This window comes from Geodermatophilus sp. YIM 151500, from assembly GCF_025716945.1.
Taxonomy (GTDB): domain Bacteria; phylum Actinomycetota; class Actinomycetes; order Mycobacteriales; family Geodermatophilaceae; genus YIM-151500.
Genome location: NZ_JAOVZT010000002.1, coordinates 453784 through 474937 on the forward strand (window position 1 = coordinate 453784; position 21154 = coordinate 474937).

17 protein-coding genes and 1 pseudogene are annotated in these 21154 nt (G+C 73.8%); 15 read left to right on the forward strand and 3 right to left on the reverse strand.

Features of this window, described 5'->3' with window-relative positions; genetic code table 11:
* The first annotated feature begins 34 nt into the window (after window positions 1–34).
* The 4 genes from OF117_RS05655 to OF117_RS05670 are packed head-to-tail and all read left to right on the forward strand — an operon-like array spanning window position 35 to window position 3469.
* Window positions 35–1156, forward strand: a complete 1122-nt coding sequence (locus OF117_RS05655; RefSeq protein ID WP_263551829.1) for an LLM class flavin-dependent oxidoreductase — start codon at window positions 35–37, stop codon at window positions 1154–1156.
* Entirely contained in the window at window positions 1153–1788 is a 636-nt protein-coding gene (locus OF117_RS05660) for a carboxymuconolactone decarboxylase family protein (protein WP_263551830.1), read from the forward strand. The genes OF117_RS05655 and OF117_RS05660 overlap by 4 nt, the downstream gene beginning before the upstream one ends.
* Window positions 1785–2570 carry an alpha/beta fold hydrolase gene (locus OF117_RS05665; RefSeq protein WP_263551831.1) on the forward strand — a complete coding sequence of 262 codons (786 nt, stop codon included), beginning with the start codon at window positions 1785–1787 and terminating at the stop codon, window positions 2568–2570. Before OF117_RS05660 ends, OF117_RS05665 begins: the two co-directional genes overlap by 4 nt.
* Window positions 2567–3469, forward strand: coding sequence for an NAD(P)-dependent oxidoreductase (locus OF117_RS05670; RefSeq protein ID WP_263551832.1), 903 nt, complete (start codon window positions 2567–2569; stop codon window positions 3467–3469). The genes OF117_RS05665 and OF117_RS05670 overlap by 4 nt, the downstream gene beginning before the upstream one ends.
* 56 nt (window positions 3470–3525) lie before the next feature.
* Here the strand turns inward: OF117_RS05670 and OF117_RS05675 are convergent, their stop codons facing one another.
* Window positions 3526–4758 carry a PucR family transcriptional regulator gene (locus OF117_RS05675; protein WP_263551833.1) on the reverse strand — a complete coding sequence of 411 codons (1233 nt, stop codon included), beginning with the start codon at window positions 4756–4758 and terminating at the stop codon, window positions 3526–3528.
* Window positions 4759–4937: 179 nt separating this feature from the next.
* On the opposite strand from OF117_RS05675, the gene OF117_RS05680 reads away from it, so the two are divergent.
* From OF117_RS05680 to OF117_RS05690, 3 genes are all read left to right on the forward strand, one after another.
* Window positions 4938–6191 (forward strand): FAD-dependent monooxygenase, encoded by a 1254-nt coding sequence (locus OF117_RS05680; protein ID WP_263551834.1) that lies wholly within the window; start codon window positions 4938–4940, stop codon window positions 6189–6191.
* Between the two features lie 67 nt (window positions 6192–6258).
* The gene (locus tag OF117_RS05685) at window positions 6259–7242 is read left to right on the forward strand and encodes a cyclase family protein (protein WP_263551835.1); all 984 of its coding nucleotides are present in this window, start codon (window positions 6259–6261) and stop codon (window positions 7240–7242) included.
* The gene (locus OF117_RS05690) at window positions 7239–8063 is read left to right on the forward strand and encodes an SDR family NAD(P)-dependent oxidoreductase (RefSeq protein ID WP_263551836.1); all 825 of its coding nucleotides are present in this window, start codon (window positions 7239–7241) and stop codon (window positions 8061–8063) included. The genes OF117_RS05685 and OF117_RS05690 overlap by 4 nt, the downstream gene beginning before the upstream one ends.
* 45 nt (window positions 8064–8108) lie before the next feature.
* On the opposite strand, the gene OF117_RS05695 is transcribed toward OF117_RS05690, so the two are convergent.
* Together OF117_RS05695 and OF117_RS05700 are read right to left on the reverse strand one after the other, a co-directional pair.
* Entirely contained in the window at window positions 8109–8975 is an 867-nt protein-coding gene (locus tag OF117_RS05695; protein ID WP_263551986.1) for an NAD-binding protein, read from the reverse strand.
* Window positions 8958–10070 (reverse strand): annotated as a pseudogene (locus OF117_RS05700) (NADH:flavin oxidoreductase); the annotation flags it as partial. The pseudogene OF117_RS05700 and the gene OF117_RS05695, both read right to left, overlap by 18 nt.
* Window positions 10071–10400: 330 nt before the next feature.
* Between OF117_RS05700 and OF117_RS05705 the strand changes: the two are divergent.
* The 8 genes from OF117_RS05705 to OF117_RS05740 all read left to right on the forward strand — a co-directional run bounded on the left by OF117_RS05705 (window position 10401) and on the right by OF117_RS05740 (window position 21151).
* Window positions 10401–11468, forward strand: coding sequence for an ABC transporter substrate-binding protein (locus tag OF117_RS05705; protein ID WP_263551837.1), 1068 nt, complete (start codon window positions 10401–10403; stop codon window positions 11466–11468).
* A 28-nt stretch (window positions 11469–11496) separates the two neighbouring features.
* Window positions 11497–12261 carry an ABC transporter permease gene (locus OF117_RS05710; protein WP_263551838.1) on the forward strand — a complete coding sequence of 255 codons (765 nt, stop codon included), beginning with the start codon at window positions 11497–11499 and terminating at the stop codon, window positions 12259–12261.
* 59 nt (window positions 12262–12320) lie between these two features.
* Window positions 12321–13178 (forward strand): ABC transporter permease, encoded by an 858-nt coding sequence (locus OF117_RS05715; RefSeq protein WP_263551839.1) that lies wholly within the window; start codon window positions 12321–12323, stop codon window positions 13176–13178.
* Window positions 13179–13298: 120 nt separating this feature from the next.
* Window positions 13299–15062 carry a CocE/NonD family hydrolase gene (locus OF117_RS05720; protein ID WP_263551840.1) on the forward strand — a complete coding sequence of 588 codons (1764 nt, stop codon included), beginning with the start codon at window positions 13299–13301 and terminating at the stop codon, window positions 15060–15062.
* 29 nt (window positions 15063–15091) lie between these two features.
* Window positions 15092–15937: an ABC transporter ATP-binding protein gene (locus OF117_RS05725; protein WP_263551841.1), complete on the forward strand. Its 846-nt coding sequence runs from the start codon at window positions 15092–15094 to the stop codon at window positions 15935–15937.
* A 100-nt stretch (window positions 15938–16037) separates the two neighbouring features.
* Window positions 16038–17792, forward strand: a complete 1755-nt coding sequence (locus OF117_RS05730; protein WP_263551842.1) for a CocE/NonD family hydrolase — start codon at window positions 16038–16040, stop codon at window positions 17790–17792.
* Between the two features lie 4 nt (window positions 17793–17796).
* The gene (locus OF117_RS05735) at window positions 17797–18801 is read left to right on the forward strand and encodes a Gfo/Idh/MocA family protein (RefSeq protein ID WP_263551843.1); all 1005 of its coding nucleotides are present in this window, start codon (window positions 17797–17799) and stop codon (window positions 18799–18801) included.
* A 22-nt stretch (window positions 18802–18823) separates the two neighbouring features.
* A complete protein-coding gene (locus tag OF117_RS05740) occupies window positions 18824–21151 on the forward strand; it encodes an amidase family protein (protein ID WP_263551844.1) in 2328 nt (775 codons plus the stop codon).
* Window positions 21152–21154 lie beyond the last annotated feature (3 nt).

The window sequence follows — 21154 nt, forward strand, 5'->3', positions numbered from 1 at the left end:
ATCGACGACGACGGTGGCCGACGAGGAGATCGCCGTGAGACTGGGCTACTTCGCCATGCCGATGCACCCGCAGGGCCGGACGTGGGCGGACACGCTGCGCGAGGACCGGGAGGCGGTGATCCTGGCCGACCGGCTGGCCTTCCACGACGCCTTCATCGGGGAGCACCTCACCGACCGCCACGAGAACATCACCAACAGCCTGCTGTTCCTGGCCACGCTGATCCCCGAGACCACGCAGATCAGGCTGGCCACCGGGACGACGAACCTGTCGCACATGCACCCGGCCCTGGTCGCGGTGAACAGCGCGATGTTCGACCACCTCTCCGGCGGCCGGTTCATCCTCGGCATCAGCCCGGGCGCGCTGCCCTCGGACGCCGAGCTGATCGGCATCCTCGGCCAGGACCGCAACGAGATCTTCGCCGAGGCCATCGACGTCATCACCCGGCTGTGGGAGCTCGACCCGCCCTACGACATCACCTCGCCCGGCGGGCGCTTCACGGTCACCACCGCGAGCACGTACGACGGCGACGTCGGCGTGGGCATCGTCGGCAAGCCGCTGCAGCAGCCGCGGCCGGAGATCGTGGGCACCGTGGTCGCCCCCTTCTCCAAGGGCGTCACCGCCATGGGGGCGCGCGACTTCCACCCGCTCTCGGCGAACTTCCTGCTGCCGCAGTGGGTGGCCACCCACTGGCCCAACTACGTGGAGGGCCGGGAATCGGTGGGCGGCACGGCGTCGCCGGCCGACTGGCGCGTGGCGCGCACGGTCTTCGTCGCCGACGACGCATCGGTCGCCGAGGCCTACGGGCGGGCCGACGAGAACAGCCCGTACCGGTACTACTACACGAAGATGCTCGGCAAGATGCGGGCGCTCGGCCGGCTGGGGCTGTTCAAGACCTCGCGGGAACAGCCCGACGAGGAGGTCACGCTCGACGGCGTCCTCGACGACCTGGTCATCACCGGCACGCCGGACTCGGTGGCCGAGCAGATCCTGGCGCTGCGCGAGCAGACCGGTGACTTCGGCGAGTTGGTCTACGCGGGGCTGGACTGGGTCGACCCCGAGCTGGCCCGGCGCTCGATGGAGCTGATGGCCACCAAGGTCATGCCCCAGGTCAACGACGCGCTCAAGTCTGGCGGCTCCGGGGCGGAGGACGCGTGAGCGAGCTCGCGGGCGCGCGCACGGGCACCGCACCGCCGGCGAACGCGGCCGGGGGTCCGGACCGGCTGCCGCTGCCCCCCGACGACCAGCTCACCCCCGCGCAGCGGGACGCCGTCGCCGAGATCAGCTCCGGCCCGCGCGGCGGGGTGATCGGACCGTTCGCCCCGCTGCTGCGCAGCCCCGAGCTGATGACCCGGGTGCAGAAGGTGGGCGAGCACCTGCGCTTCGCCGGCGGCCTGGAGCGGCGGCTGTTCGAGATGGCCATCCTGTGGATCTCCCGCCGCTGGGACCAGCACTTCGAGTGGTCCTTCCACCACCCGCTGGCCCTGGAGGCCGGGCTCGAACCGGCCGTCGCCGACGCGATCGCGGCCGACCGGCGGCCGGAGGGGATGGACCCGGCCGCCGCGGCCGTCTGGGACCTGCTGGACGAGCTGCACCGGACCCGTGGCGTCTCCGACGCGACGTTCGACCGGGCGATGGCCGAGCTCGGCGACGCCGGGATCGTCGAGCTCGTCGTGACCGCCGGCTACTACACGACCCTGGCGATGGTCATGAACGTCGCCCGGACGCCGGTGCCCGGCGGGTCGACGCTGCCCGACCTCCGCGCCGCGGCCCCCGGGGGACGGGCATGAGCGGCCCGGCGCTGCCCGCCCCGGTCCTGCACCGGTCCGGTGACGGGCCGCCGGTGCTGATGCTGCACCCGCTGGGCGTCGACCACCGCTTCTGGGACGGCGTCGTCCCGGCGCTGCCCGGCTTCGAGGTGCTCACCTACGACTTCCCCGGCCACGGGGCGACGCCGGTGCCCGGGCAGCCCTACACGGTCGAGGACCTCGCCGACCAGGCCGCGGCGCTGCTGCGCGAGGCCGGTGCGGTGCCCGCCGACGTGGTCGGCGTCTCGCTCGGCGGCCTCGTCGCCCAGCGGCTGGCGGCCGGGGCACCGGACCTGGTGCGGCGGCTGGTCGTCGTCGACGCCGTGTCGGTCTACCCCGACCAGATGCGGCAGATGTGGCGCGAGCGCGCCGAGCGCGCTCCCCGCGAGGGCCTCGAGCCGTTCGTCGACCCGACGCTCGCCCTCTGGTTCACCGCCGGGCTGCTCGCCGAGGGCGGCCCGGTGGTCGAGCAGGCCCGCCGGGCCTTCCTCGCCGGGGACCCGGCCGGCTACGGCCTGGCCTGCCGCGCGCTGGAGGCCGCCGACCTCACCGGCGACGTCGGCCAGATCACCGCTCCCACGCTCGTGGTGTGCGGCGAGGACGACGCGCCGCCGTTCACCGCCGCCGCGCGCGAGCTCGCCGGGCAGCTCCCCGGTGCGCAGCTGGTCTGGCTGTCGCCGGCCCGGCACGCCGGCGTGCTGGAGCAGCCGGAGCAGTTCGCCACCGCGCTGCGCGGATTCCTGCGGTCGGGAGGTGCGGCGTGACCCCGGACCCGGTCGTCACCCCGGAGCCGGTCGGCTTCGTCGGCCTCGGCGTGATGGGTTCGGCGATGAGCGGGCACCTGCTCGCCGCCGGCTTCCCGGTGCTGGGCTTCGACGTCGACGCCGGCCGCCGGGCGCAGCACGAGGCCCGCGGGGGCAGCGTGTGCGCCAGCCCCGCGGAGGTCGCGGCGGCGACCGACGTGGTGGTCACCTCGCTGCCCAGCGCGGCGGCCCTGCTCGCCGTGGTCGACGGCGAACAGGGCCTGGCGGCCGGTGCCCGCCCGGGCCTGGTCGTCGTGGAGACGAGCACCCTCTCGCCGGAGACCAAGGAGGAGGGCCGGCGGCGGGCGGCCGCCTTCGGGGCCACCCTGCTCGACTGCCCGATGAGCGGCACCGGCCAGCAGGCCCGCGACGGAGACCTCATCGCCTACCTGAGCGGGGATCCGGAGGCCAAGGAGCGAGCCCTGCCGGTGCTGGTGGCCTTCACCCGGGCGCAGCACGACCTGGGCGCCTTCGGCCAGGGCACCACGATGAAGCTGGTGGCCAACCTGCTGGTCGCGGTGCACAACGTCGCCGCGGCGGAGGCCCTGCTGCTGGCCCAGCGCGCCGGGCTCGACCTGGACACGGTCCTCGCCGCCGTCGGCGACGGGGCGGGTGGCTCCCGGATGCTCCAGGTCCGCGGCCCGCTCATGGCGGCCGGCCGCTTCGACGAGCCCACCGCCACCGTCGCCACGATGTTGAAGGACAACGCGCTGATCGCCGGGTTCGCCGCGAGCGTGGCCAGCCCGACACCGCTGTTCGCGGCCAGCGCGGTGCTGTACCACGCCGCCGTGGCCCAGGGCCGGCTCGGCGAGGACACCGCCTGCGTCTACGGCGTCCTGCAGCGCCTGGCCGGGCAGTGACCGCGGACGGCGGTCCGGACGGCGGTCCGGACGGCGGGGCCGGCCGGCCGGCGCCGTCAGGCGGCGCCGGCGAGCAACCGGTGCAGGCGCAGCGCGACCTGGACCTCGGTGCGCCGGTCGGCGAGCGGGTGGCCGAGGTACTCCTCGGCGCGGTGCAGCCGGTTGCGCACGGTGTGCTCGTGCAGCCCCAGGTGCTCGGCCACCGCGACGTGGCTGCCGAGGCGGGCGGAGGCCTCCAGCGTCTCGCGCAGCCGCTCGGCCTCCGGGGTCGCCTCGGCCAGGCCGCGCAGCTCGGCCTGCACGAAACGCCGGGCCCGCCCGGGGTCGCGCAGCAGCAGGATCTCCAGCGCGACGTCGGAGTGGGCCAGCACCCGCGGCGCGGACGCGGGGCCCCACGCCACCCGCACCCGCTCGACGTCCTCGGCCTGCCGGAAGGCCTCGCGGAAGCCGGCGATCCCCGCGTGCGGGTCGCTCACCGATGCTGCGACGCCGCTGGCGACCAGCCCCTCGCGCAGGCGGTCGAGGAGGTCCCCGGACCAGCCGGTGGGCGAGGTCAGCCAGACGGCGGTGCGGGTCAGGTCGAGCGGGTGGACCAGGCTCTGCCGCACGGTCGTCCGCGCCCGCAGCCCGAGCAGCAGCTGGCCGGCGGCGCCCTCGGCGATCCGGGGCAGCAGGACGGCGACGTGGTGGGCGGCCAGGTCGTGGTCGAGCGTGATCAGGTCCGACGGGGCGAGCGACGCCGGGTCGCCGCGCAGGATCTCGCGGACCAGGCCCTGCCGGACGTGGGCGCGCGAGCGGCTGAGCGCGTCGTCGACCCGCGCGTAGTTCTCCGCGACCTGGGAGGCGACGTGGTCCTGGTAGCCGAGGATCGCGCCGGTCAGGTCGGCCAGGGCGCGGAGCGCCTCGTCGCGGGGAACGTCCCGCTCGGCGGCCACCGCGCACAGCCGGGCCGCCCAGGCCTCCCACATCGTGCCGAAGCCCACCCGGTAGGAGCGCTGCAGGGCGGTCTGCGGAACGCGCAGCTCGGCCTGCACGCGGGCGAACTCCAGCGGCTGCTCGAGCCGGACCGCGGCCAGCGGCAACCGGCCGGTGAGCACCTGCTGCAGGAGCGCCAGGTTCTCCCGGACGCTGGAGCGCAGCGCCTCGGCGAAACCGCCGTCGGTGGCCAGGTCGGGGAAGGCGACGGAGATGTCGCGGGCCACCACCCGCTCGCAGAGCTCGTCGAGGTCGACGCCGGACGCCGTCTCCCGCACCCAGCCGGGCAGCGGAGCGGGGCGGTCGGGGTCCATCGCCGTCGCCTCCCACCCCCCGGCGGCCGCCTCGCGGGACGCCCGGCACCGTCCCGCCGGCGCCCGGCGGGCGGCGGGAACCCTACACGCGGCCCCGGCGGCGGCCGCGCACCCGCCGCACCTGCGGGGGGACCCGGCGGCCCGGCCGCACCCGGCCAGAGCACCCCGGCGGGTGCCGGGTGACCGCCGCGGTCGCCGGCGGCACCGCCCGGGAGACGCTGCCCGCGGACCGGCGTCCGCGGGTGGCGGTGCTCGGCGGGTCGCTGATCGGGCTGACCACCGCGCTCGTCCTCCGCGACATCGGCTGCGACGTCGACGTCTTCGAGCGCTCGCGCAGCCCGCTCGAGGGCCGCGGCGTCGGCATCGTGCTGCACCCGGCGACGGTCCGCTACCTGCTCGACAACCGGTTGCTCGACCTGTCGGCGGTGAGCACCACGGCGGCCTGGCACCGGTACCTGGACGTCGACGGGTCGGTGCTGGCGCAGGCCGCCCGGCGGCACCACTTCACCGGGTACAACACGCTCTACGGCACGCTGCTGCAGACCTTCGGCCGCGACCGTTACCACCTCGGCGCGGAGGCGACCGGGGTGCGGGACGACGGCGACCGGGTCGAGGTCGCCTTCGCCGACGGCCGCACGGCGACCGCCGACCTGCTCGTCGGCGCCGACGGCGTCTCCTCCTTCGTCCGGCGCACGATGCTCCCCGGGGTGCGGCCCGGCTACGGGGGTTACGTGGCCTGGCGCGGGGTCGTCGACGAGCGGGAGCTGGCACCGGAGACCTTCGCCGCGCTCGACGACGCGCTGACCTACCACGTGCAGCCGCACACGCACGTGCTCACCTACCCGATCCCGCACTACGACGGCGGGGTGGCGCCGGGGCGGCGGTTGATGAACGTCGTCTGGTACCGCAACGTGGCCGAGGGCCGCCCGCTCGACGAGCTGCTCACCGACCGGGAGGGCCGGCGGCGGGACGTCTCGCTGCCACCCGGCGCGGCGCGGGACGAGGTGGTCGCGGAGGTGCGGTCGACGGCGGCCGCGACGCTCCCGCCGCCCATCGCCGAGGTCGTGGTGAAGAACGAGGCCCCGTTCCTGCAGGTGATGGTCGACGTCGACGTGCCGCGCATGGCGTTCGGCCGGACCTGCCTGGTGGGGGACGCGGCGTTCGCCGTCCGACCGCACGCCGCCGCGGCGACCGCCAAGGGCGCCGAGGACGTCTGGGCGCTGGCCGACGCGCTGCTGCGCGCGGGCGGCGACGTGCCCGCCGCGCTGGCCGCGTGGGAACCGGCCCGGCTCGAGGTGGGTCGGGCCCTGCTGGCCCGAACCCGCGAGCTCGGCGAGGGCGCCCAGTTCCGCAACGACTGGGTGCCCGGCGACCCGGCGCTCACCTTCGGGCTGCACCGGCCGGGCGACTCCGCCGACATGAGGGTGTCGTGAGCCGCGGCCCGCGGGTCCCGGCCGCGCCCGACCGACGTCCGCACCACCCACCCGACGAGGAGGAACGATGACCAGCCTTCCGGCCGACGACGTCCCGTTCGAGGGCGACTCCGTCGTCCGCGACTACATCGAACGGTTCTCCAACTGGGGGCGGTGGGGCGAGGACGACGAGCTCGGCGCCCTCAACCACGTCGGCCCCGAGCAGGTGGTCGCCGCCGCCGGCCTGGTGCGCCAGGGCAAGGTCATCTCGCTGGGGCTGCCGCTGGACCTCAACGGCCCGCAGACCGGGTCCTTCCGGGCCAACCCGCTGAACATGATGACGGCGACCGGCACCGACTACCTGGCCGGCAAGCAGGACCCGCTGCCCGGCGGCTTCGGCCCGTCCAAGGGCTTCGGCTTCTCCGACGACGTGCTGGTCACGCCGAACCAGTCGGGCAGCCAGTGGGACGGCCTGGCGCACATCTTCTGGAAGGGCCGGATGTACAACGGCTTCGACGCCGGGGAGGTCACCGCCAAGGGAGCCGCGCGCTGCGGCATCGAGGTGATGCAGAGCAGCGCGGTGATGCGCGGTGTCCTGCTCGACGTGGCGCGCTTCCGCGGCGTCGAGACGCTCGACCCCGGCTACGCGATCACCGCCGACGAGCTCGACGCGACGGCCGAGGCGCAGGGCGTCGAGATCCGGACCGGCGACTGCCTCGTCGTCCGCACCGGCATGACCGAGACCCGCCGCGGCCGGTGGGGCGACTACAACGGCGGGCCGGCTCCGGGCCTGTCGCTGCACACCGCGCCGTGGCTGCACGAGCACGACATCGCCGCGATCGCCACGGACACGTGGGGCTGCGAGGTGCGGCCCAACGAGGTCGACCTGTTCCAGCCGCTGCACATCGTCGCCCTGGTGCACATGGGCATCCCGTTCGGCGAGATCTGGGACCTGCAGGCGCTCGGCGAGGACTGCGCCGCCGACGGTGTGTACGAGTTCCTCCTCGCCGCGACGCCGCTGCCCATCACCGGGGCGGCCGGCTCGCCCATGAACCCGGTGGCGGTCAAGTGACCGCGGCGGGCGGGACGACGGTCGGGGCGGCGGGAGGCGGCGGGCTGCTCGCGGGCGCCGTCGCGGCGGTGACCGGAGCCGGCACCGGGATCGGCCGGGAGATCGCTCTGCGGCTGGCCGCCGAGGGCGCCGACGTGGTGCTCACCGGTCGCTCGACCGGGCCGATGGAGGAGGTGGCCGGGCAGGTCCGGGCGGGGGGACGGCGCGCCCTCGTCGTCCCGATGGACCTGCGCGACCCCGCGTCGATCCGGGCCGCGGCCGAGGCGGCGGAGGCGGAGTTCGGGCGGGTCGACGTCCTGGTGAACAACAGCGGCGTCGGCGGGCCGAGCAAGCCGATGTGGGAGATCGACCCCGAGGAGTGGGAGGACACCTTCCGCGTCAACGTCACCGGCACGTTCCTCGCCTGCCGGGCGTTCCTGCCGGGCATGGTCGCCCGCCGGTCGGGGTCGGTGGTGGTCATCGGCTCGGTCACCGGCAAGCGACCGCTGGTCAACCGGACGCCCTACGCCGCGTCGAAGACCGCGCTCATCGGCATGGTGCGCACGCTGGCCTGGGAGCTCGGCCCGCACGGTGTCCGGGTCAACCTCGTCTCGCCCGGCGGCGTCGAGGGCGAGCGCATCGAGTGGGTGCTGCAGCAGCAGGCGCAGGCGCGCGGGATCACCGTCGAGGAGGCGCGCGCCGACTTCGCCGAGGGGTCGCCGCTGAAGCGGCTGGTGCCGGCCGGCGACGTCGCCCACGCGGTCGCCTGGCTGGCCTCCCCGCGCTCGGCCTCGGTCACCGGCGACGACCTGAACGTCTCCGCCGGGCTGGTCATGTACTGACACCCGTGTACCGACACCAGGGGCCCGGCGGCCGGGCCGGGAGGGCTACAGCGTCCTCGCCAGCCGGGTCGCGTTCCGCACCAGCAGCCGCTGCGCGAAGGCGTCCCAGTCGTCACCGACCGGGATGCCGGGCCCCTCGGCCGGCCGCCAGCCCATGGCGTCGACCACGAGGTCGAACGGCTCCGCGTGCCCGTCGACGGGAGCGAGCGGCGTGGCCCCGGTGACCGTCCGCGCCCCGAGGCGGGCGAGCCGGTGCGCCGTGGTGCCGGCGACCAGCGGGTGCGCGTCGGCCATCGCCCGCTCGCCGGTGGCCACCAGGGTGACGCGCCGCCCGGTGGCCGCGAGGAACAGCGCGGTCTCGCCGGCGAGCAGGCCGGGGCCGACGACCGCGACCCGGTCCACGGAGCCGTCGAGCCGTGCGCCACCGGACAGGACGTCCTCGGCGCCCACCACGGCGCTGCTCCCCGCCACCGCCGGGAGGGGGTGTCGAGCGCCGGGGACGGCGGAGACCGTCACGTCGTGCTCCCCGGCGGGGGCGTCGCGCACGACGCGGACGCCCCGGTCGGACAGCGTCCGGCGGAACCAGCGCACGCCGTCGCCGACCTCGGCCGCCCCGGGCACCCGGGCACGCAGCGCCAGCAACCCACCGAAGGGCAGCTCACCGGTGACGACGGTGACGTCGTGGCCGCGCACCGCGGCGACCCGGGCGAGCTCGAGCCCGGCCACGCCGCTGCCGAGGACGAGGACCCGGCGGGCCCGGACGGCGGGCTCCGGCGCGGGTTCCAGCTCGTGGCCCGTCGCGGGGTTCAGCACGCAGGAGACGCCGAGGGCCGTGGTGATCCCGCCGTGGCACGCCTGGCAACCGATGCACGGGACGACCTCGGACTCCCGGCCGGTGAGCGACTTGACCACGAACTCCGGATCGGCGACGAGCGCCCGGCCGAGCGCGACGACGTCGGTCTTGCCGGAGGCCACGGCCGCCTCCGCGGCCGCCATCGTGTAGTAGCGGCCCACGGACATGACCGGCACGGACACGACCGACTTCACCGCCGCGGCGAAGTCGCTGAACACCGCCGATCCGCCACCCATGGTCAGCGGGGAGTCGCTCACCGCGCGCGGGCCGACGCCGGCCGACACGTCCAGGTAGGCCAGCCCCGCCTGCTCCAGGCGGACCGCCACGCGCCGGCAGTAGTCCAGGTCCACCCCGCCGTCGTGGTAGTCCGAGCCGACGATGCGCGCGCCGATCGGGAAGTCACCCCCGACCGTCTCCCGGATCCGGTCGATGATCCGCAGCGGGAACCGCATCCGGCCCTCGAAGTCGCGGCCGTACTCGTCCGTGCGGACGTTCTGGGCCGGGGACAGGAAGCTCAGCAGCAGGTAGGCGGTCCCCATGTGCAGCTCGACGCCGTCGAAGCCGGCCTACCGGGCCCGCCGGGCGCCGCCGGCGAAGGCCTCGACCATCGTGTCGACGTCCTCGTGCGTCATCTCCGTCGGTACGGGACGCCCCGGTGCGGGGAGGGGGGAGGGGGCCAGCGCCGGCACCCCGCTGAGCGCCGGGACCGCGACGCGGCCCCCGTGGTGCAGCTGGAGGATCGCCGGGGGCCCGTGGCGCTTGATCGCCCGGGCCAGGGCGGCCAGGCCGGGGACGAACCGGTCGTGGTGGACGGCGAGGTGGTGGGGCCAGCAGGTGCCGGAGACGTGGACGAGCGCCGACTCGACGCGGACCATCCCGAGCCCGCTCGCGGCGCGCCGCTCGTAGAAGGCGCGGTGCCGGGCGTTCGACGCGCCGTCGGGGTCCGCCAGGCCGTAGGTGGTGAGGGGCGACATCACCAGGCGGTTGGCCAGCCGGAGGCCGCCCACCGTGATCGGCCGGCGCAGGGCCGGGTAGGCCGCCGTCGGGCCTCCGGCGGGTCCGGCGGGTCGGGCGCCGGGCGGCGCAGCCCCCGGCGCTCCGCCGTCCGGTCGCGGGACCCGGCCGGCCCGGGGGTCGCCGTCGAACTCGCCCATCCGCCGACCTCCTGGCCGTCGCCCGCAGGGGACAGGTGCCCGTGCGCGACGCGGTCCGCCGGACCCGGCCGCGCACGGCGCTGGCTGGCCTGCCGGGGTCCGGAGGCCGTCGTCGATCGTGCGGGGGACGGCGGGCGGGCGTCCTTGTGCGTGTCCCCAAAAGCCGCCCGCGGGTTCTGTGCACGGGGCAGCAGTGCCGCGCGTCACACGCTGGCTAGCTTGTCCGCACCAACCCGGCGCCCGCCGGCACGTACACGGGGCCGTGAGCGGTCCGCCCGTCCCACCTTCTCCTGCCCCAGCACGTCCGTGATCCTCCGGAGGTAACCCGCGATGGCTCTCCGTCCGATCGGCCGGCGCACCGGCGTCGCCGCCGCGTCCCTCGCCGTCCTGCTGCTCGCCACCGCCTGCGGAGGGGACGACCCCGCGTCGGGGTCCGGCTCCGGGGGCGGGGGCGGGACCGAGGACACCATCTCCATGACGTTCGGCACCGCCGGGACGCCGGTCGTCTACGGCAGCCTGATGATGCACGTGGCCGACGAGGAGGGCTTCCTCGAGAAGTACGGCCTCGACGTCGAGTTCCAGAACTTCGCCAACGGGGCGGACTCGGTCCGCGCCGTCATCGGCGGCCAGCTCGACGCCGCGCTCACGTCGACGTCGAGCCTGGTGAACGTCGTGGCCCAGGGCGCGCCGGTCACGGGCATGGTCGGGATGGACAAGCCCGACTACTACATCGCCACGACGGACCCGTCGATCACCAGCTGCGAGGACCTCCGTGGCCAGACCATCGGCGTCGACCAGACGGGCGGGGCCCGCTACAACTCGACGGTCACCATGCTGGGCTCCTGCGGGCTCACCGTCGACGACGTCGAGTTCGTCAACTTCGCCGGCCCGCCGATCATCCAGGCGCTGGTGCAGGGGCAGATCACCGTCGGGAACCTGCACTACGACGAGGAGGCCTTCATCGAGTCCACCACGGACGTGCAGGTCGAGGAGGTCCTGAGCCTGGTCAAGGACGTCAACCCGGACACGCACTACGTCCTGCAGGTGGCCACCACCGACTACATCGAGCAGAACCGGGAGGCCGTCGTCCGGCTGACCGCCGCCTACATCGACGCCAACGAGTTCGTGCGGAACCCGGAGAACACCGAGCGCTTCGCCGAGATCGCCTCGAAGTACAACAAGCAGCCGGTGGAGGTCGCCCAGCAGGCCGTCGAGCTGTTCCTCGACTTCGAGTTCTGGCCCGAGGGGTCCGGGCTCGACGAGACGAAGATCATGGGCGTCGTCCAGGAGCAGATCGACGCCGGCGCGATCACCGAGGCCCAGGCCCCGTCCTACGAGGACCTCGTCGACCCGAGCATCTACGAGGAGGCCATGGAACTGGTCGAGTCCACCAGCTGATCCGAGAGCCCGCGACGAGGGGGTTCGGGTGTTCGCGACCGAGAGGCCGGCCCGGTGGTCGGTGTACGCGCTCAGCCTGGTCGTGCTGGCGGTGGTGTGGCAGCTGGCGGCGATCGAGGCCGGGACGCTGCTGGCGAGCTTCACCGAGACGATGGCGCGACTGGCGGAGCTGGTCAGCAGCGGGGAGCTCGGCTCGGCGCTGTGGGCGTCGGGCCGGATCTTCCTGACCGGCCTGGCCTTGTCCATCGTCCTCGGCCTGCCCCTGGGGCTGGTGTTCGCCCGGTTCCCGCTGGTCACCGCCGCCGTCGAGACGTACGTGTACGCCCTGTACGCGATCCCGGTGATCACGCTGGTGCCGTTCATCCTCGCCGGGCTCGGCTTCGACTTCCGCGCGAAGGTTCTGGTCGTCGTGCTGTCGGCGATCTTCCCGATCCTCATCAGCGCGATGGAGGGAGCGCGCAGCGTGCCGGGACGGCTGCTCGACGTCGCCCACTCCTACGGCTCGCGCGAGCGGCAGCTGTGGGCGGACGTCGTGATCCCGTACACGGTCCCGTACGCCATCACCGGCATCAAGCAGGGGATCGCCGGGGCGCTGGTCGGCACGATCATCGCCGAGCTGTTCCTCAACGCGACGGGTGTGGGCGACCTGCTCATCCGCGCGTCCACCAACTACGACTCCGCGGGGGCACTCGCGGTCACGCTGGTCATCTCCGTCATCGCCGTGAGCCTGATGGGTGCCAGCGGAGCGGTCGAACGGCGCTACGCGCGCTGGCGGGAGGGGCTCTCCGGATGACGAAGCGAACCGGGACCGGGACCGGGACCGGGACCCGCGAGCCCGCTGCCGGGAGACCGGTGAGCGTCCCGGCGGGCAGCGGCTCCTCGGCGACGGAGGCGGTGCCGCTGCCGGCCGAGCCCTCCGGCACGCCGCAGGCCGTGCCGCCCGGACCGACCAGGCGGGAGCGCGGCAAGCCACCGGCCTGGCTGCTCCGCACCGGAACGGGATTGCTGCTGCTGGCGCTGTGGGAGGCGGCCGCCCGGCTGCTCGGGTCGGAGTTCGTGGCCCGCCCGACGGCGGTCGCGGCGGCCATCCCCGAGGTCCTGGTGACGGAGACCTTCTGGCAGGACGCCTGGGCGACGGTCGGCGCCGTCGTCTACGGCGTGCTCATCGGCGCCGTCGCCGGCATGGTCCTCGGCCTGGCGATGGGTCGGATCAAGGTCGTCCGTTGGTTCTTCACCTCGTACGTCAGCGGGCTCTACACCCTGCCCATGGTCGCGGTCGTGCCCCTGATGACGATCTGGCTCGGCTACACCAGCGAGACCCGCCTGGTCGCCGTGGCGCTGTCGGCCTTCCTGCCGATCGTCGTGACGACGGCCGACGGGTCGCGGGCCATCCCCAAGGAGTACCTCGACGTCGCGCACACCTTCCGGGCGCGCCTGCACCACATCTGGTTCGGCATCGCCCTGCGCAACGCGATCCCGTACCTGATCGCCGGCATGCAGCTGGCCATCGCCCGCGCGCTGGTCACCGCGGTCGCCGTGGAGTTCCTCGCCGGGGTCCCGGGACTGGGCTACTCGATCCTGCAGCAGACCCGCAGCTTCCAGCAGAACGAGGCCTTCGTCGGCGTCATCCTGCTGACCCTCTTCGTCGTCGGCGCCCGGGCCCTGCTCACGCTGGCCCGGCGGCGCTTCCTGCCCTGGTACGGCCGATGACCGCACCCCGGTAGCGCGGGCGGACGACGCCGTCCGACCCCGGATCCCCACCTCCCCGACCCCCCACCCCGGCTCGCCCGGGCCCGCCGCGGCGGGCACCCGACCGAGAGAGGACCTGCTGTGGCCCCGTTCGAGACCCCCGGCGCGCACCACCGCGAGACCACGCCCGAGGACATCGTCGTCGAGTGGGACGTGCCGATCGAGATGGACGACGGGCTCGTCCTGCGCGCCGACGTCTACCGCCCCACCGGCGAGGGCCGGCACCCCGTGCTCATCACCTACGGCCCCTACGGCAAGGGCCTGCCGTTCCAGCAGGGCTACGAGACGTCCTGGGAGATCATGGCCAGGAACCACCCGGACGTGACCGCCGGCTCCACCAACCGCTTCCAGAACTGGGAGGTCGTCGACCCCGAGAAGTGGGTGCCCCGCGGCTACGTCTGCGTCCGGGTCGACTCCCGGGGCGCGGGCCGGTCACCGGGGAAGATGGACCTCTGGTCGGCCCGCGAGACCCGGGACTTCCACGACTGCATCGAGTGGGCCGGCACCCAGCCGTGGTCCAACGGCAAGGTCGGCCTGAACGGCATCTCCTACTACGCGATGAACCAGTGGCAGGTCGCCGCCCTGCAGCCGGAGCACCTGGCCGCCATCTGCGTCTGGGAGGGCGCCTCGGACTGGTACCGGGACATGAGCCACCACGGCGGGATCCTGTGCACGTTCGTGTCCAACTGGATCCCGATGCAGGTGACGACGGTGCAGCACGGGCGCGGCGAGGACGGTCCCCGCGACCCCAACTCGGGCCTGCTGGTCTGCGGCGACGAGAAGCTGTCCGAGGAGGAGCGGGCGGCCAACCTGACCGACCTCGACGTGCAGTTCCGCCGCCATCCCCTGGACGACGAGCTCTACGCCGAGCGCACCCCCGACTTCGAGAAGATCACCGTCCCGCTGCTGTCGGCCGGCAACTGGGGAGGCCAGGGCCTGCACCTGCGCGGCAACGTCGAGGGGTACGTCCGGTCGGCCTCGCCGCAGAAGTGGCTGGAGATGCACGGACTCGAGCACTGGAGCCACTTCTACACCGACTACGGCCGCGAGCTGCAGCTGCGCTTCTTCGACCACTTCCTGAAGGGCGAGGACAACGGCTGGCCGGACCAGCCCCCGGTGCAGCTGAACGTCCGGCACGTCGACAGCACCTTCGTGGTGCGGCCCGAGCAGTCCTGGCCCCTCGAGCGCACCGAGTGGACCCGCTTCTACCTCGACGCCGGTGCCGGCTCGCTGAGCACCGACCGGCCGTCGTCGGAGGCGTCGGTCGCCTACGACACGACGGGCGACGGGGCCTCGTTCACCCTGGGCCCGCTGCCGGAGCAGGTGGAGGTCACCGGCCCGCTGGCGGCCAAGCTCTTCGTCGAGTCCAGCACCGCGGATGCGGACCTGTTCCTGGTGGTCCGGGTGTTCTCGCCCGAGGGCGAGGAGGTCGTCTTCCACGGCGCGCTGGATCCGCACACGCCCGTCGCGCAGGGTTGGCTGCGGGCCTCGCACCGCAAGCTCGACGACAAGCTGAGCCTTCCGTACCGGCCGTACCACACGCACGACGAGGTCCAGCCGCTCCAGCCGGGCGAGGTGTACGAGGTCGACGTCGAGATCTGGCCGACCTGCCTCGTCGTCCCCGCCGGCTACACGATCACTCTGGACGTCCGCGGCAAGGACTACGTCTACCCCGGCCCGGCCGAGCACCTGTCCAACATGAAGAACCCCATGACCGGCTGCGGCCCGTTCGTGCACGACGACCCCCAGGACCGTCCCGCCGAGCTCTTCGACGGCACGGTCACCGTCCACACCGGTGGGGACCGGCAGTCCTACCTCCTCCTCCCGCTCGTCCCGTCCGCCTGACCGCGGACGACCCGACAAGGAGTTCCGCGATGACGCGATCCCCAGCCGGCACCGGCGCCGTCCCGACCGCCCGTCCCGCCGACCCGGGCCCCGGCGGTGCGGGCGGACCCCGGGTGGTGGTGTCCCGCGCCGGCGTGCGCTACGGCGACCTCACCGTCTTCGACGGCATCGACCTGACCATCCAGGACCGCGAGATCGTCTCGATCGTCGGCCCCTCGGGCTGCGGCAAGACCACGCTGCTCCGCAGCATCGACGGGCTGACCCGCCTGGACTCGGGGTCGGTGAGCATCGACGGCACGGTCGTCGACGGGCCGACGCCGGGCGTGAGCATGGTCTTCCAGCACTTCGGGCTCTTCCCGTGGAAGAACGTCTACAACAACGTCGCCTACGGTTTGAAGCTGCAGAAGGCGCCCAAGGAACGCATCGCCCAGGTGGTGCCGGAGTACATCGACCTGGTCGGGCTGTCGGGTTTCGAGAAGGCCTTCCCGCACCAGCTCTCCGGTGGCATGCAGCAGCGGGCCGGCCTCGCCCGCGCGCTGGCCGTGGAGCCGCAGGTGCTGCTCATGGACGAGCCGTTCAGCGCCATCGACGCCCAGACCCGGGAGATCCTGCAGTTCGAGCTGCTGCGGATCTGGGAGAGCCGGCCCATCGCGATGCTGTTCGTGACCCACTCCATCGAGGAGGCGGTGCTCATGGGTGACCGCGTCGTGGTGCTCAAGGGGCGGCCCAGCCACATCCACGAGGTCATCGACGTCGGCATCCCGCACCCGCGGACCCGGGACACGCTCAAGAGCGCGCGCTTCCAGGACGTCACCGCGCACGTCTGGGACCTGCTCATGCAGGACGTCATCGAGGCCGAGCGAGAAGTCGGCTGAGCCCCGAGCCGCTGCCGCCCGCCGGCGGCACGTGCTCCTGCCCAGGAGGAACGGCGACCGCCGGGACCACCCCGCACCCCGACCACGACGAAGGAGTTCCATGCGCCACAGGGAGAAGACCGAGCTGCGCGACGGCATGCTGATCGACTGGGACGTGCCGATCGTGATGGACGACGGCGTCGTGCTGCGGGCCGACGTCTACCGCCCGCCGGCCGAGGGTCGCTACCCGGTGATCATGACGCTCGGCCCCTACGGCAAGCAGCTGCACTTCGAGGACGGCTACGCGTTCCAGTGGCACCTCATGTGCACCGAGCACCCCGACGTGCCGACCGGCTCGACCAACAAGTACCAGGTGTGGGAGGTCGTCGACCCGGAGAAGTGGGTGCCGGACGGCTACGTGGTGATCCGGGTGGACAGCCGCGGGGCCGGTACGTCCGAGGGCGTCATCGACATCTGGTCGCTGCGCGAGGCGCAGGACCTGGCCATCTGCGTCGACTGGGCCGGCGTCCAGCCGTGGTCCAACGGCAAGGTGGGCCTCAACGGCATCTCCTACTTCGCCGAGAACCAGTGGCAGACCGCCGCCCTGCAGCCGGAGCACCTCGCGGCCATCTGCACGTGGGAGGGGGCGGCCGACTTCTACCGGGACATGGCCCACCACGGCGGGATCTTCTGCAACGGGTTCACCAAGGCCTGGTCGGAGGCCCAGGTGTGGAGCGTCCAGAACGGCAAGGGCGCCAACGGCTACCGGAGCCGGCTCACCGGCGACTGGGTGTCCGGCCCGGAGACGCTGACCGAGGAGCAGTTGGGCGCCAACCGGCGCGACTTCTACGAGGACTGCTTGGCGCACAAGCTCGACACCGACGAGTACTGGCAGTCGCGCATGCCGGACTGGAACAGGGTCCGCGTGCCGCTGCTGTCGTCGGCGAACTGGGGCGGGCAGGGACTGCACCCCCGCGGCAACTTCGAGGGCTTCGTCCGCTCGGCCAGCGAGCAGAAGTGGCTCGAGGTGCACGGTCTCGAGCACTGGACGGAGTTCTACACCGACTACGGCGTGGCCCTGCAGAAGAAGTTCTTCGGGCACTTCCTGAAGGGCGAGGACACCGGCTGGGACACCCAGCCCGCCGTGCAGCTGCAGGTGCGCCACCCCGGCGAGCGCTTCGTCGAGCGGCACGAGGACGAATGGCCGCTGGCACGGACGCGGTGGACCGAGTACTACCTCGACGCTGCCGGGCTCACCCTCTCCGACCGCCCCGCGGACGGCGACGCCTCGGTGACCTACGCCGGCTTCGGGGACGGTGCCACGTTCCTCACCCCGCCGATGGAGGCCGAGACGGAGCTCACCGGTCCCGTCGCGGCCAAGCTCTTCGTGTCGTCGGCGACCGAGGACGCCGACCTCTTCCTCGTCGTCCGCGTCTTCGGTCCCGACCTCAAGGAGGTCGTCTTCCACGGCGCGCTCGATCCCCACACGCCGGTCGCCCAGGGCTGGCTGCGGGCCTCGCACCGCAAGCTCGACAAGGAGCTCACCCTCCCGTACCGGCCGTACCACACGCACGACGAGATCGAGCCGCTCACGCCGGGGGAGATCTACGAGCTGGACGTCGAGATCTGGCCGACCTGCATCGTGGTCCCCGCCGGGTACCGCATCGGGCTCACCGTGCGCGGCCGGGACTACGTCTACCCCGGCGACGTCAGCGACACGGGGGAGAAGCTCGCGGGCGTGTGGAACGGGGTCGGGCCCTTCAAGCACGACGACCCCCGTGACCGTCCCGCCGAGGTCTTCGGCGGGGACGTGACCGTGCACACCGGTCCCGACCGCCAGTCCTACCTGCTGCTGCCGGTCATCCCGGAGCGGTGACCCGATGACGGACGACGACCGCATCGGCTGGGGCCTCGTCGGCCTCGGTCGGATCGCCGACACCGAGATCGCACCGGCGATCGCCGCGTCGGCCAACGGCGCGCTCGCCGGCGTGGTCAGCCGGGACGCGGCGAAGGCCGAGGACTTCGCCGGCCGGCACGGGGCGGCCGCCGCGTACGACGACTACCGCGCGCTGCTCGAGGACCCCGCCGTGGACGCCGTCTACGTCGCCACCCCGAACGGCCTGCACGCCGACCAGGTGGTGGCGGCGGCGGAGGCCGGCAAGCACGTGCTCTGCGACAAGCCCCTCGCGACGACGGTGGCGGACGCCGAGCGCGCCGTGGCCGCCTGCGCGGCGGCCGGGGTGCGCCTCGGGGTGACCTTCCAGACCCGCAACCACGAAGGCATGCGGGAGATCCGGGACCTGCTGGCCGCCGGCGGGATCGGGTCGGTGCGGCTGGCGCAGGTCGAGCTCGGGCCCGGCCGGATGCTGCCGCAGAACTGGCGCACCGATCCGGAGATGGCCGGGGCCGGCGTGATGAACAACCTCGGGGTCCACGCCTACGACCTGCTCCGCTACCTGCTGGGCTCGGAGGTCGTGGAGGCCACGGCCGTGGTCGACGTGGAGCCCGGGTTCCGGGTCGACACGCTGGCCCTGGCGCTCCTCCGCTTCGAGAACGGCGCCCTCGCCTACGTCAACGCGAACCAGTCGCTGCCGAACCCGCAGCAGAACCTGTCGATCTGCGGGACGGAGGGGACCGTGCTCGGCCGCAACGTCACCCGGCCCAACCTGGCCGGGAGCATCTCCGTCATCGGCCGCGACGGCACCACCGAGCGGGCCGTCTCGTCGACCGGCGCCTTCCTGGCGACGGTGGAGAACTTCGCCGACGCGGTCCTGCACGGCCGGGAGCCGAGCCCCTCCGGCGTCGACGGCCTGCGCAGCGTCGAGCTGACCGAGGCGCTGGCCCGTTCGGCGCGCGACCGGCGGCCGGTCGCCGTCGGCGGCTGAGACCGCCGCGGACGGCCCGACCATGACCGACGGGACCGGGTTCCGGCTCGAGGAGGCGACGATCGCCGACCTCCACCGGGCCATCCGCTCCGGGGAGACGACCTGCGTCGCGGTCGTGCAGCACTACCTCGACCGGGCGCGCGCGTACAACGGCGTCTGCAGCATGCTCGTGACCGAGGACGGCGCTCCGGTCCCGCCGGCGACCGGCGCCGTCCGGGCGGGGCGTCCGCTCCGTTTCCCGACCGGGACGGTCCCGGCCGCCGCGCTGCTGCCCGACCTGGACCGGTACGAGGGGCCGCCGCTGGAGTTCGGCCGGATGGAGGCGACCGCCTCCGATCCCGAGGTCCAGCAGCAGTTCGGGATGATCGTCGGCATCCCGGACGCCGGGCAGGTCAACGCCCTGGCGACGCTCAACGTCCGCGGGGAGCGATCGGTCACCTGCCGGGGCGACTTCGACCGCCACCCCTCCGAGGGCCCGCTGCCACCCGGTGCACCGCCGGTGTGCGAGCTCTTCCGCCGGCTGCCCGACGCCCTGGAGCAGGCCGCGCACCTGGACGCCACCCACGGCCGCGAGCCCGACCTCGAGGCGATGCCCATGTACGGGGTGGTGTTCTCGTTCAAGGACCCGTTCGACACCAAGGACATGCGGTCCACCGGCGGAGCCGACGCCCGGTACGACATCGACTTCCCGGCGCGCGACCACGTGCTCGTGGAGCAGCTGCGCGCCAAGGGGGCGATCATCTACGCCAAGGCCGTCAACACCGAGTACAACGGCCGCGTGGGCGACCCGGGCGGCCGGCACGTGCCGGACCGGGTGCTGCCCTCCACGCTCGGCTACCAGCGCAGCACCTGGGGCGGCAACCCGGGCAACCCGTACGACACCACCCGCTCGGCCTCGCTCGGGTCCAGTTCCGGGTCCGCGGTGTCGGTCAGCACGAACCTCGTCATGTGCAGCCTCGGCGAGGAGACCCGGGCCTCCTGCCGCGGGCCCTCCAACCACAACGCGGTGGCGCTCATCCTGCCGCACAAGGCGATGCTGGGCTTCGACGGCGGCGCGATCGGTGCCGACATCTACGTCGACCGCAGCGGCATCCACGCCCGCACCCTCGAGGACGCGGCCAAGGTCCTCGATGCGCTGAAGGATCCCGTCGAGGGCTACTACGACCCGCGCGATCCGTACACCACCGTCCCGCGGTCCACGGTGCTCGGCACCCCCTACGCCGTGCACGCGCGGCGCTCCGGTGCCGCGGGGTCGCTGCGGGGGGTCCGCATCGGCGTCATCCGCGAGTCCATGGTCGTCCGTCCCGGCGCCCACGCGTCCTCGGTGATCCCCCCGCTGGCGGTTGCGGAGATCGCATCGGTCCTGGGCCGGCACCTCGGCGCGACGCTGGTCGAGTCCGGCGACCCGCTGTGGCCCCGGGACCCGGAGGTCGAGGCCATGGGCACCGACTTCCGCCGTGCCCTCGCCCGCCTGGTGCCGGTCCTCATGCCGGACCTGCTGTTCCGGCTGCGGCCGGACGGGGAGCCGGTGTTCCCCGACGTCGCCGCGGCCGTCGTGCCGACGGAGTTCGCACCCGGCGCGGTGTTCGGCACCGGGACGCTGCAACCGGTCGACTACTTCGTCCAGCTGGTGGAGGGCCGCATCCCGCCGCCGGGGAACCTGGACGTGGCGACCGTGCAGGAGCAGGAGCTGGCCATGGCCTTCCGCTTCCACATCGCCCAGTACCTGACGCGCCGCGCGGCCGACTGGGCCGAGCGCGGCTGCACCGAGACCCTGGCCGACTGGTCCGCCCTCAACGCCCGCTCCAAGTTCTGGGGAGAGGACCAACGGGCCTGGTGGCGGAACTGGGCCGAGGTCGCCGACATGCGCAACCCGCTGACCGGCCGCCAGGGCGTGGACGAGCGGGTGATGTTGCGGGAGCTGCTGCGCCGCGTGGACATGATGGTGCTCCTGGAGAACCACCTCGACGTGCTCGTCCGCCTGCACACCCCGCTTCCACCGGGCCGGATCGGGGGCGCGAGCGAGCCCGGGACGCCGCAGAACCTGCGCCTGGAGTCCTTCTCGGGCCCGAACGCCGGGCTGACCGAGGTCCTGGTGCCCGCGGGGTACGTGCGGACGGTCCACGACCCCGTCTTCGTCCTGGGCGACGACCGGACCGAGTACCTGCCGACCGAGTCCGCCGAGGCGACCACGCTGCCGGCGCCCGGCCTGCCCTTCTCCCTCGTCTTCCGGGGCGAGCCGGGCCGCGAGGACGTCCTGCTGGAGGTGGCGTCGGCCTACGAGGCGGCGTCCCGGCGGCGCGTCCCGCCGCCCGCCTTCGGGCCGCTGCCCGGCCGCGGGGACGGGTGAGCG